This window comes from Mammaliicoccus stepanovicii, from assembly GCF_002902525.1.
GTDB lineage: Bacteria > Bacillota > Bacilli > Staphylococcales > Staphylococcaceae > Mammaliicoccus > Mammaliicoccus stepanovicii.
Window position 1 is genome coordinate 1 of the sequence record NZ_PPQZ01000004.1, and the last position, 13,111, is coordinate 13,111.

Below are 13,111 nucleotides of genomic sequence, written 5' to 3' on the forward strand. Positions count from 1 at the left end.
AATTATACTGTATTCATCTCATTTACAGGCATATTAAATTTACACTAATTTTTTTATATATTAGACTCTATAGATTTATCAAATAATTTTTGTAATTTTTTTGTAATTTCTCCGACTTTACCATCGTTAATGATTTTGTCATCAATTTGAATAACTGGCATTACTTCAATTGATGTACTCGAAATAATAACTTCGTCAGCATCTTTCAAGAAGTCCACTGTAAATGCTTCCTCTATAAAAGGTACATCTATATCGTTCGCAATTTTATGAATAACTCGACGTGTAATCCCATTTAAAATTAAATGATTAGCTGGATGTGTATAAATCTTGCCTTCTTTAATAGCGTAAACGTTACTTGAACTACCTTCTGTTACGATACCATCTCTATGCTGTATCGCTTCTTGTGCGTCACATTGAGTGGCTTTTTCTTTAGCTAATACATTCCCAAGTAAATTTAAACTTTTAATATCACATCTTAACCATCTAATATCATCAACCGTGATTGCTTTAACACCATTTTCTAATTCATCGTATGGTCGATCATAACTTTTAGAAAATGCTGTAAATACTGGCTTTGTATCTTCACTAGGAAACGGGTGATTTCTAGGTGCAACACCACGTGTAACTTGAATATATACACCACCATTTTGAACATCGTTCTTATTGACTAATTCTTTCGTAATATCAATTAGTCCTTCAACCGTATATTCGCTTAAATTAAGTCCAATTTCTTTCGCACTTCTAAACAATCTTTCATAGTGTTCTTTAGCAGTATATAATTTACCGTCATAAACGCGCAGATATTCATAAATACCATCTCCGAAATTATATCCTCTATCTGAATAACTCACATTACCTTCTGTTTCATCTACAAATTTATTATTTATAAAAATATATGTCATTTAGCATCCCCCGATACGCAAACGTTATAAATTGCTTCTAAATAAATTGCTGTTGCATCAAATAATTGTTTTTTTGTAATATATTCATTTTTTTGGTGCATTAAATCTTCAGAATCTCTAAACATTGCACCAAATGCGACACCTTTATCTAAGTTTCTAGCATAAGTGCCTCCACCAATTGTAAACGGCTCTGATTGATCTCCTGTTTGATCACGATAAGCAGATAACAATTGGTTGATAAATGGATCATTCTTATCAACATAATGTGGTAATTGATGTTTATCCATTTCAATTTCAAATCCTCGTTCTGCAACTTCGGCTTTAAAACGAGATAAAGATTGATCAAAGTCAAATCCTTCTGGGTATCTTAAATTTATACCAAATTGGCCACCATCAACATCTGTATAACTCAATATACCAGTATTAGTAGTAACCTCACCCATTTCTTCAGTAGCAAACTTCATTCCCATTTTTTCACCTTTAGGAGAGTCTACTAAGTAATCATTGGCGAATTTAACATAAGAACTTGCATATTTATCTAAATTTAGTCTATTTAAAAATTTAATTAAGTATAGTCCCGCATTAACACCTAAAGTTGGATCCATACCATGTGCTGACTTACCGAAAATTGTTAAGTTTAAGAATCCTTCATCAATGGACGTTTCTCCTTCAATTTCGAATTCATTTAAGAATAAATCAAATTTCTGAACAACATTTGTCATTTGTTCTTTAATTAATAATTTGGCTTGAGCTGTATCAGGAACCATATTAAAGCGTTCACCAGAGAAAAATGCTTTTAATTCTACTTCTGGTTCATCATTATCTTCTACATAACCTGACTGTAATATATTAAACGTTACGATACCTTTTTCACCATGGATCAATGGGAATTCAGCATCAGGTGCAAAGCCTACAGTTGGCATCTCTTCTGTTTCGAAGTATCTGTCTGTACATTTCCAATCAGATTCTTCGTCTGTTCCAACAATGATATGTATACGTTTTTTCCAATCTACTTTCATATCTTCTAAAATTTTAACTGCATAATAAGCAGCAATAGTTGGGCCTTTATCATCTAAAGAACCACGCGCAATAATAGATGTCTCCGTTTCAACAGGATTAAACGGATCTGTTTCCCATCCAGTTCCTGCAGGCACGACATCAACATGACATAATATACCAAGTAAATCTTCGCCTTTACCAGCTTCAATTCTTCCGACAATGTTCTCAATATCTTTAAATGAAAAACCATCTCTTTCACCTAGTTGGTACATAAAATTCAATGCTTCTTTAGGTCCAGGGCCAACTGGTGCATCGTATGTACTTTCTGCATCATTTCTAACACTTTCGATGCTAAGGAGCCCCTTTAAATCATTTATGATATCTTCTTCATATTCTTTAACTTTATTTCTCCACATCGAAAATCATCTCTTTCTTACTTAAATAGTTATCTTTATAATACATGATATTTTAAGAAATATGAAATAGAAATGCAGATAATTTTTAAATTTTTTATTCAAAATCATATTTCCTATTACGTACGTCTATGGTCTTCTCACTAATTAAAATTTAAATCTTATTATTTCCCAATTTGTATGTCTTACTTTTATTTAACACAAAAAATAGACCGGCAATTCATCGTGTTTGCCGGTCTACAATAAATCTTATTATTTTTTCAAGTCTTCTTCAGTAACTACTCTTAAATTATTGTTAGCTGCTCCGCCTTCATCATCAAACTTCGCTTCTCTTTGATCGATTGGATCATCAGATTGATTTTTCAAGCGTGATTTTGTATTTGAAGCATATCCTTTTGGATCTTCTTTAGCTTTTTGAAATTCAGTTTTTGCTTTTTCTTTTGCTGATTCTTTGTATGAAGTTGGATCTTCTTTATACTTAGAATATTCGTCTTGTGCTTTATCTTTAATTTCGTTCGCTTTCTGTTTTGCGTTTTCTTTGTAATTTTCTGGGTCTTCTTTGTATTTACCATATTCATTTTTAAGTTTGTCTCTATTTTCCTTTTTAGACAAGACAACTGCTGCTGCAGTTCCGCCTAATACAACCAATGTTCTAAATAAACCTGCTTTTTTAGCCATTTGTATCCACCTCTATTTTCATAATATATTCTTTAATACCCTTTTCAATTCATATTAAACATCTTCGACATTACAAATCAACATTTAATTTATGAAAATCTTCATCTGTTAAATGTCTATATTCTCCAACTGGTAAATCTTCATCTAATTCTAAGTTACCTATTTTTAGTCTTTTTAAATATGTGACTTCGCACCCTATTGAATGAAACATTCTTTTTACTTGATGAAATTTACCTTCATAGATAGTTACATGCGCTATAGACTCATAATCATTTTCAATAATTTCTAACTCACTTGGTGATGATGTAAAGTCACTTAAATCGATTCCAGCTTTAAAGATTTCTACAGCATCATCCCGAATCGTACCTTCTAATTCGACATAGTATAATTTAGGCACTTTCTGTTTTGGACTCATAATTTTATGTGAAAATTTTCCGTCATTTGTTAATAGAATTAAACCTTCAGTGTCTTTATCCAATCGACCTACAGGGAATAAATCTAAGTGCATATATTCAGGTACTAAGTCGATGACTGTTTCATGTTCATCATCTTCTGTTGCTGAAATGAATCCAGCTGGTTTATTCATCATTAAATATACGACAGGTTCATAACTTATCGGAATATCTTCAAACGTAATGACATCTTGTTCAGGATTTATATGCATATCTGCTTTTTTAACTATTTCATCATTAACTGAAACTAAATTTTTCTTTAAATATTTTTTAACTTCTTTTCTAGTTCCAATACCTGAATTTGCTAAAAATTTATCTAATCTCATCATTACACCCACTTAATTTTGCGTCTAATTTTACTTGTAATATCACCTAAAAATTCATCTGCTAAACGAGAACGCATCGTTAAATATCCATATACAATCATTCCAACTATGCCACCAACTATTAAAATAATTAATGCGCCTATTTTCGAAGTTTGGTCTATAAATAACGTCAATACGAAATAACTTACTTCTACAAATAGAACCATGATTATCGTATATAAAGTAATTCTCAATGTATGATAAAATGTCACATTAAAATTAAAATCCGCATATTTCCATAGAACGATACAATTTAATACAACAGCAGTCAGTAATGCTATTGCAGTACCTAACACTGCACCTAAAGTATGGAAAACCATTACTAAAGGTAAATTAATCACTGCTTTTATAACTAATGCGCTTATTACGATCCACACTGTTAGAGCTTGTTTGTCTATCCCTTGTAACATAGAAGCTGTTACTGATAATAATGCAATTAATATACTTACTGGTGCATACCAGAATAAAATTTCTGTACCCATTAAATTATAATTATAAAAAACATTATATAAAGGTTGTGCTAAAACCATGATACCGATAGATGCTGGGATCGTTAAATAAAGAAGGACACCTAGTGACTTTCTAATTTGATGATGCATCGCATCGATTCTTCCAGAGTTGTATGTGTTTGTTATAAACGGTATCAAACTTACTGCAAACCCTGCTGCTAATGACGTTGGTATCATGACAATTTTATTTGTTGTCATACTTAACATTGTAAAGTAAATATCTTGTAACTCACTATTTACCCCATCCATTGCTAAACCAGTATTATGTGTAAATTGGTCAATTAAATTAATAATTGGAAAACATAAACTAACAATAACAAATGGAATACTATATTTAATTATTTCTTTATAAATATTGAAATACGAGACATCTATATCACTAGTATCTTGCGCGACTTCAGCTTTAATAAGATGTCTTCTCTTGATCCAATAATATAATAAAGTTAATAACGCTACAATTGCGCCTATACCAGCAGCAAAAGTAGCCACTTGATTGGCAACTAAAACAGAACCATCCATAATATTTAAGACAATATAACTGCCACCTAAGATAAATGCTATACGTGCAACTTGTTCTGTTACTTCAGAAACTGCAGTTGGCCCCATCGAATTGAACCCTTGAAAGATTCCTCTCCAAGTAGCTAATAAAGGAATAAACAATACAACAAAGCTAATCGTTCTAATCACAGTTGTAATATCTTCAACTGTCCATCCACCTTCTATTCCTTCCTTGTTCGCTAAAGTTAACTGAGCAATAGTTGGTGATAGTAAATATAATATTAGAAAACCTACAACACCAGAAGTAATCATAACGACAAAACTCGATCGATATAATTTTTGACTAACTTTGTGTGCACCAAGTGCATTATATTTGGATACATATTTTGCAGCAGCTAATGGAACACCTGCAGTTGCGATTGTTATCATGATTGTGTATGGTTGATAAGCATATGTAAACGGTGCAAGGTTTTTTTCATCACCTATAATTGCATAAAATGGTATTAAATATAAAATGCCTAATATTTTTGTAATTAATATACTGGCAGTGAGCAGGAATGTCCCCCTCACTAAAGCTTTACTCTCTGACATATTTTCATCCCTATCTAATTTACTTTTAAATTTAATAATAACAGGTTTATTTCTTTTCTACTACTTTTTTTAAATCACAAATTTAGTTAAACTATTATACATCAACATATGGAGGTAACTTATGTATCATACAATAATAATTGGTGCTGGTCCAAGCGGTTTAATGGCTGCTTATAGCGCAAGTAAAAATGGCAAAAGCGTTCTTTTAATAGAAAAGAAAAAAGGTTTAGGCCGTAAATTACGTATTTCTGGCGGTGGTAGATGTAATGTCACAAATAGATTGCCTTATGCTGAAATTATAGAAAATATTCCTGGAAATGGAAAGTTTTTATACAGTCCTTTCTCTACTTTTGATAATGAATCAATCATTCAATTTTTTGAATCTAGAAATGTTATGTTGAAAGAAGAAGACCACGGGAGAATGTTCCCTGTTTCTAATAGAGCTCAAGATGTCGTTGAAGCACTTGTTCAAGCGATTAAAGATAATGGCGTTGAAATACGTCAAGAAACGACCGTAACATTAATTGAATCCGAAAATCAACACGTTACCGGTGTTCAATTAAATGATGGTACATTTATCCCTTCGAACACTGTAATCATTGCTTCAGGAGGATGTAGTGTACCTCACACGGGTTCAACCGGAGATGGTTATAAATTTGCTGAAAAATTAGGTCACTCGATCACTGAACTCTTTCCTACAGAAGTACCTATTACGTCAAGCGAACCATTCATTAAGAATAAATCTTTACAAGGACTAAGTTTACAAAACATTGGCTTATCAGTATTAAAGAAAAATGGCAAACCTCGTATTACACATCAAATGGATATGTTATTTACACATTTCGGTGTTTCTGGACCAGCAGCTTTAAGATGTAGCCAATTTGTATATAAAGAACAAAAATCTCAAAAATCTAAAGAAATTTATATGTCTATTGATGCATTCCCTGAAATTAAGAAACATGACTTAGAACAACAAATTATTAAAAAGTTAAAGGATGAGCCAAACAAAGCGATTAAAAACGGACTAAAAGGTATCATTCAAGAACGATATCTCCATTTTATATTAGATCAATCTGATATTGACAAAGAAATTACGTATCATCATATATCGCAGCAACATATAAGAAAATTCGTAGATAATTTAAAAGGATTTACTTTCAAAGTAAATGGTACATTACCCCTTGATAAAGCTTTTGTTACGGGTGGTGGAATCAACATTAAAGAAATTGAGCCTCATACGATGCAATCCAAATTGTGCTCAGGATTATTTTTCTCAGGGGAAGTACTAGATATACATGGTTATACCGGAGGATACAACATTACAAGTGCGCTTGTAACAGGATACGTAGCCGGATTAAATGCAGCAATGCATGAATTTTAAATTTTTCAAATTCAATATATTTATTTCAAAAAATTATCTTAATCTAACATAACTTTTATTTCATATAAATAAAAAGAGCAGTAAAAATTCTTATTACAAAGAATTTTTACTGCTCTTTTGTATAGAGATACTCAATATTTCTTTTTTAAACTCTATTATTTTCTAGGCCGTCATCGCCCCACTCGTTCATACCGCCTTTAACATTGACTGCATCTATGTCATGATCATTTAAATAATCTACAACTTTTGCACTTCTTACGCCACCTGCGCAAACAATATAATAAGTTTCATTATCTTTGAAATGTTTCAGTTCATCTGGAATGTTTCCCATTGGAATATGTTTTGCGCCAGGAATAACACCAAAAGCGACTTCATCATCTTCACGTACGTCAATAATATTAATTGGGTCACTTGATGACACAAGGTTTGCTAATTCTGTTACTGATACTTCTTTCATTATTAATCCACTCCTACCTATATTAGTTTGCAACTATGTTAATTAATTTTTGAGGTACCGCAATAACTTTTCGTATTGTGTTACCTTCAATAGCAGCTTGAACTTTCTCGTTATCTAGTGCTACTTGTTCCATCTCTTCTTTAGATAGGTCTTTCGAAATCTTAACTTTATCTTTTAATTTACCATTTACTTGGATTACAATTTCAACTTCATTATCAACAAGTAACGATTCATCGAATGTTGGCCACTCTTCATACGTTATCGTATCTTCGTGTCCTAACTTATTCCATAATTCTTCAGCAATATGTGGTGCAATTGGTGATAGTAATTTAACGAATCCTTCAACATATGATTTATTAATTTTTTCTTGTTTATAACATTCATTAATGAATACCATCATTTGACTAATTGCTGTATTGAAATTTAAAGTATCGAAGTCTTCTGTAACTTTCTTAACTGTTTGATTATAAACTTTATCTAAAGAAGGTGTCGGTTCAATAACAACCTTATTCGTTATGTTCCCGTCTTCTGTTACGAGTAAACGCCATATTCTATCTAAGAATCGACGTGAACCATCTAATCCATTTTCACTCCAAGCTATAGCTGCATCTAATGGACCCATAAACATTTCATATAATCGTAATGTATCTGCACCATGTGAACGAACTATATCATCAGGATTTACTACATTACCTTTAGATTTACTCATTTTTTCATTACCTTCACCAAGTATCATGCCTTGATTAAATAACTTTTGGAATGGTTCTTTAGTAGGTACAACACCAATATCATATAGAACTTTATGCCAGAATCTAGCGTAGAGTAAATGAAGTACTGCGTGTTCAACTCCACCAATATATAAATCTACTGGTAACCAGTGTTTAATTTTTTCTGGATCTGCTAGTTGTTTATCATTATGTGGATCGATGTATCTTAAATAATACCAACAACTACCTGCCCATTGTGGCATCGTATTTGTCTCACGACGACCTTTCATACCTGTTTTTGGATCAACTACATTTATAAAGTCATCAATATTTGCAAGTGGAGATTCACCAGTACCAGATGGTTTAATTTGATCTGTCTCTGGTAATAATAATGGTAACTCTTCTTCAGGTACTGTCGTCATCGTACCATCTTCCCAATGAATGACTGGAATTGGTTCTCCCCAATAACGTTGTCTACTAAATAACCAATCTCTTAATTTATAGCTTACTTTTTTACGACCAATTCCTTGAGCTTCAAGCAATTCTATCGCTTTAGGTATAGATTCTTCTTTAGTTAATCCATTTAAAACACCTGAATCAATCATCTGGCCTTCATCGTTATATACAGTGATAATATCTAAATTGAATTTTTCAGCGAATTCTCCATCTCTTTCGTCGTGTGCTGGTACAGCCATTACTGCTCCAGTACCATAACTAATTAATACATAATCTGAAATCCAAATAGGCATTTTTTTGCCTGTTAATGGATTTGTTGTAAAAGCACCAGTGAATACACCGCTTTTATCTTTTGCTAAATCTGTTCGTTCTAAATCTGATTTAAGTGAAGCTGCATGTTTATATGCCTTAACCGCTTCTTTCTCATCTTCTGAAGTGATCTTATCAACGAGTGGATGTTCTGGTGATAAGACTGCAAAAGTTGCACCAAAAATTGTATCCGGTCTTGTAGTGAATACATCAAATGATAAGTCAGTATCATCTACTTTGAACGTTAATTCAGCACCTTCAGATCGTCCTATCCAATTACGTTGCATATCTTTTATAGACTCTGGCCAATCGACATCTTCTAAATCTTCAAGCAATCTGTCAGCGTATTCTGTGATTTTTAAAACCCATTGTCTCATTGGTTTACGTACGACTGGATGACCACCGCGTTCCGATACACCATCAACAATTTCTTCATTAGATAATACTGTACCTAGTGCCGGACACCAGTTCACAGCAACCTCATCTACATATGCTAGCCCTTTATTATATAACTGAATAAATATCCACTGTGTCCATTTGTAATATTCAGGATCAGTCGTATTAATTTCTCTATCCCAATCATAAGAAAAACCTAATTCTTGAATTTGGCGTTTAAATGTTGAAATATTTTTAGCTGTGAATTCCTTTGGATCATTACCAGTATCTATTGCATATTGTTCTGCAGGCAACCCGAATGCATCCCAACCAATTGGGTGTAATACATTGTAGCCTTGCATTCTCTTATATCTAGATATAATATCAGTTGCCGTATAACCTTCAGGATGACCAACATGTAAGCCCGCACCTGATGGATATGGAAACATATCTAATGCATAGAATTTCTTTTGTCCAACATTATCACTTGCTTTAAACGTTTTATTTTGATTCCAAAAAGATTGCCATTTCTTTTCAATTTGTTGATGATTATAATTCATTTAATAACTCCTCCTAAAAAATAAAAAAAGCCATCCCAACTATCTTAACAGTTGGGACGACTTTATCATTATGCCGCGGTACCACCCAGAATTCACTTTAACAGTGCACTTCATTTATAAGAATTGAGATTGCTTTATATAATTAAATCATTTGTTAAGGTGACTTCATATGGATATCATCAGTTCTCAGCACCACTGACTCTCTTAAGATTCACATATAAGTGTATTCTCCTTACTACTTACCCTAATATTATGCAATTTCAAGAAAATATGCAAGTTTTATTTATAGGTTGTCTGCTCTCTTATTCCTTTGTCATAAATCATTAAGAAATAATAACCTATTAAAATTAACAAGATCATACTATAAAACATGATTTTCATATCATATACATCGACGATTACGCCACCAACAACTGGTCCAAAAGCTTTACCAATTGTTGATGAAGCATTTACAATTCCTTGATATGCACCCATTCTTCCTTTTGGCGCTAATTTATTTGCAATTGCCGGTACTGCCGGCCAAATAAACATTTCTCCAAATGTGAGTATAACCATACCTACAATAAACATTGTAAATTGTTCCGCTATACTTGTTACTAAATAACTCACAATAAATATGCCTAGTCCGACAGCCATTTGTAATTTTAAACGCTCTTTAAAACGATTTATAAATGGCGCAATTAAAGGTTGACCTAATAAAATTAACACACCATTTATTGTCCATAACAGGCTATATTGTTTCAATGAAATGCCAACTGATTGTGTATACGTAGCAATTGTTGTTTGCCATTGTACATATCCAATCCAGCATAACGCGAACATCACACATAATAAAATAAGTGCAGTAAATTTCTTTTTATCTTTAATATTCGAAGCACTCGTGATGCCCTCATTATTTTTAACATGTATATCCAAATCGATATTATAATATCTTAATGCAATTATGATAAAAATTACGTATAACAATAAATTTGCCATAAAGATATATTGGAAACTAAAATCAGCAACAAAACCTCCGGCCGCAGCTCCAATTGATACCCCTAAATTTTGGGCTAAATATATTGCGTTGAAAGTAGTGCGTCCCCCGTTTGGCCAACTCGCTGCCGCCATTGCATAAATTGCTGGAACAATAATGCCACCACCAAATCCTAATATAACTAACCAAAATGGATACCATGGCCAATCATTTAAGAAATTTAGTCCAATTAAACTTCCTATGTTCAATAAAGATGCAAAGATTATGGAGCGAAAACCACCTACTTTATCAAACAAAGATCCACCTAATAAATTTCCAATCACACTGCCAAATGCATTTATCATTAAAACTACTCCGGCAGTACTCAAGCTCTTCCCTAATTCTTCATTCATATATATTGTATTTAACGGCCATAAAAAGCTAGATCCAGTTATATTAATCGCCATACCAATAATAAGCATTTTGACGATTTTCGGCATTTTCAACTTTAATCACTCCAATCTTGATCTATTCTCAATTTGAATAGTCTAAACCTTTTTCTGCAAAAGTTCAATATTATATGTTAAAATGCTTTAGGAAGTTTCAAGAACAGGATGTGGAATATTATGACAGAACAATTCCGTTATGCGTTTGATAATAAGAGATATCATACATGGAATTATCATTTAAGAAATAAATTTGGTGAGAAAATTTTTAAAATAGCAATTGACGGTGGATTCGATTGTCCAAACCGTGATGGTACCGTTGCACATGGTGGTTGTACATTTTGTTCAGCTGCTGGTAGTGGTGATTTTGCAGGTAATAGAGCAGAACCCATTCATGTGCAATTCAAAGAAATTAAAGATAAAATGCATGAAAAATGGGCTGAAGGTAAATACATTGCTTATTTTCAAGCATTCACAAATACACATGCACCAGTAGAAGTATTAAGGGAAAAATACGAAGCCGCATTGGCTGAAGAGAATGTAGTGGGATTATCTATTGCAACGCGACCTGATTGTCTTCCGGATGATGTCGTTGAATATTTAGCTGAATTAAATGAAAGAACATACCTATGGGTGGAACTCGGTCTTCAGACTGTACATCAAGAAACATCAGATTTAATAAACCGTGCCCATGATATGAAGTGTTATTATGAAGGCATTGAGAAATTAAGAAAACATAACATTAATATATGTACACATATTATTAATGGTTTACCTGGTGAAGATTATAATATGATGATGGAAACTGCTAAAGAAGTCGCTCAAATGGATGTTCAAGGTATAAAAATTCATTTATTACATTTATTAAAAGGTACGCCGATGGTCAAACAATATGAAAAAGGCATGCTAGAGTTTATGACTCAAGATGATTATACGAAACTTGTATGTGATCAGTTAGAAATTTTACCTGAAGAAATGATCATTCATAGAATTACGGGTGATGGTCCGATTGATTTAATGGTTGGTCCAATGTGGAGTGTTAATAAATGGGAAGTGCTTAATGCGATTGACAATGAATTAAAAGAACGTGGCACAATGCAAGGTAGTCATTATCAAAAATTAAATGGTATTCAGTCATGATTGTAGATGGCATCTTACCTTTTGCGAGAAAACTTATCCAATCACATATTGATGAACATAGTATAGTAGTCGATGCTACTTGTGGTAATGGTAACGATACTTTATTCCTTGCAAATCAAGTGAGAAACGGACAAGTATATGCATTCGATATTCAAGCAGAAGCTATCCTTAACACTAAAGTAAAAACACAAGAATTTAACAACATACACTACTTTCAACTTGGACACGAACATGCTGCTTCTATAATTAACAATGACCACCCATTTATCGATGCAACAATTTTTAATTTAGGCTATTTACCAAAAGGTGACAAGCAAATTACGACTAATTCACACACAACAATAGAAGCTATCCAAACTTTATTTAACATTACTAAAAAAGATGGCATCATTGTGTTAGTCGTTTATCCAGGTCATCCTGAAGGTCAGATAGAATCTAATGAAGTTAATGAATTTGTTAAGTCAATCGATCAACAAGATGCACACGTTTTACACTATCAATTTATAAATCAGAAAAATAATCCACCTTATATTATTGCTATCGAAAAACGAAATTAACACGAATATATAGAAAAGAGAAGCAATTCACTATAAATCATGAATTGCTTCTCTTTTGTTATATTAAATATTACAAGTTTCTACTATTGAATTAAATTGTTCTTGAAATTCATTTTTTCTTTTCTTTATTTCTTCACATGCAAATGCTATAAGTTCATTTTTCTCATTAATCTGATCTTTATTAACTTCAATAATGACTGTTCTTTCATCATTTTCTGGACGAGATTTTTTAATCCAGCCTTTTTTAACTAAATTATTATAAAGTCTCGTTCTTTTATAAGGTTTAATATCAATATATTCGTCTAATTCTTTTAGACTCATTGTTCCTTTATCCCATAATACGACTAGTGTAAGGAACTCC

Annotated in this window: 12 protein-coding genes; 3 read left to right on the top strand and 9 right to left on the bottom strand. The window is 32.3% G+C overall.

Features of this window, described 5'->3' with window-relative positions; all coding sequences use genetic code 11:
• Nucleotides 1-53: 53 nt before the first annotated feature.
• The 5 genes from dat to CD111_RS00465 form a co-directional block, all read right to left on the bottom strand.
• A complete protein-coding gene (dat, locus tag CD111_RS00445) occupies nucleotides 54-902 on the bottom strand; it encodes a D-amino-acid transaminase (protein WP_095087359.1) in 849 nt (282 codons plus the stop codon).
• Nucleotides 899-2,317 carry a dipeptidase PepV gene (pepV, locus tag CD111_RS00450; protein ID WP_095087358.1) on the bottom strand — a complete coding sequence of 473 codons (1,419 nt, stop codon included), beginning with the start codon at nucleotides 2,315-2,317 and terminating at the stop codon, nucleotides 899-901. The genes dat and pepV overlap by 4 nt, the downstream gene beginning before the upstream one ends.
• Before the next feature lie 249 nt (nucleotides 2,318-2,566).
• On the bottom strand, nucleotides 2,567-2,992 hold the full coding sequence (locus CD111_RS00455; RefSeq protein WP_095087356.1) for a YtxH domain-containing protein: 426 nt from the start codon (nucleotides 2,990-2,992) through the stop codon (nucleotides 2,567-2,569).
• A 70-nt stretch (nucleotides 2,993-3,062) separates the two neighbouring features.
• On the bottom strand, nucleotides 3,063-3,770 hold the full coding sequence (locus CD111_RS00460; RefSeq protein WP_095087355.1) for a pseudouridine synthase: 708 nt from the start codon (nucleotides 3,768-3,770) through the stop codon (nucleotides 3,063-3,065).
• A 2-nt stretch (nucleotides 3,771-3,772) separates the two neighbouring features.
• Nucleotides 3,773-5,407 (bottom strand): putative polysaccharide biosynthesis protein, encoded by a 1,635-nt coding sequence (locus CD111_RS00465; protein ID WP_095087354.1) that lies wholly within the window; start codon nucleotides 5,405-5,407, stop codon nucleotides 3,773-3,775.
• 121 nt (nucleotides 5,408-5,528) lie between these two features.
• On the opposite strand from CD111_RS00465, the gene CD111_RS00470 reads away from it, so the two are divergent.
• Nucleotides 5,529-6,788, top strand: coding sequence for a BaiN/RdsA family NAD(P)/FAD-dependent oxidoreductase (locus CD111_RS00470; RefSeq protein WP_095087353.1), 1,260 nt, complete (start codon nucleotides 5,529-5,531; stop codon nucleotides 6,786-6,788).
• A gap of 145 nt (nucleotides 6,789-6,933) precedes the next feature.
• Here the strand turns inward: CD111_RS00470 and CD111_RS00475 are convergent, their stop codons facing one another.
• From CD111_RS00475 to CD111_RS00485, 3 genes are all read right to left on the bottom strand, one after another.
• The gene (locus tag CD111_RS00475; RefSeq protein ID WP_095087352.1) at nucleotides 6,934-7,245 is read right to left on the bottom strand and encodes a rhodanese-like domain-containing protein; all 312 of its coding nucleotides are present in this window, start codon (nucleotides 7,243-7,245) and stop codon (nucleotides 6,934-6,936) included.
• Between the two features lie 22 nt (nucleotides 7,246-7,267).
• The gene (gene leuS, locus CD111_RS00480) at nucleotides 7,268-9,652 is read right to left on the bottom strand and encodes a leucine--tRNA ligase (protein WP_095087351.1); all 2,385 of its coding nucleotides are present in this window, start codon (nucleotides 9,650-9,652) and stop codon (nucleotides 7,268-7,270) included.
• 279 nt (nucleotides 9,653-9,931) lie between these two features.
• Nucleotides 9,932-11,113, bottom strand: coding sequence for an MDR family MFS transporter (locus CD111_RS00485; protein WP_095087349.1), 1,182 nt, complete (start codon nucleotides 11,111-11,113; stop codon nucleotides 9,932-9,934).
• A 120-nt stretch (nucleotides 11,114-11,233) separates the two neighbouring features.
• Between CD111_RS00485 and mnmL the strand changes: the two genes are divergently transcribed.
• Both mnmL and mnmM read left to right on the top strand, forming a co-directional pair.
• Entirely contained in the window at nucleotides 11,234-12,193 is a 960-nt protein-coding gene (mnmL, locus tag CD111_RS00490; protein ID WP_095087348.1) for a tRNA modification radical SAM protein MnmL/YtqA, read from the top strand.
• Entirely contained in the window at nucleotides 12,190-12,750 is a 561-nt protein-coding gene (gene mnmM, locus CD111_RS00495) for a tRNA 5-(aminomethyl)-2-thiouridylate-methyltransferase MnmM (RefSeq protein WP_095087347.1), read from the top strand. The genes mnmL and mnmM overlap by 4 nt, the downstream gene beginning before the upstream one ends.
• Before the next feature lie 63 nt (nucleotides 12,751-12,813).
• Here mnmM and CD111_RS00500 read toward each other — a convergent pair.
• Nucleotides 12,814-13,111, bottom strand: a 298-nt coding sequence (locus tag CD111_RS00500) for a transcriptional regulator, SarA/Rot family (protein WP_103268484.1), incomplete at its 5' end; no start/stop codon positions are given.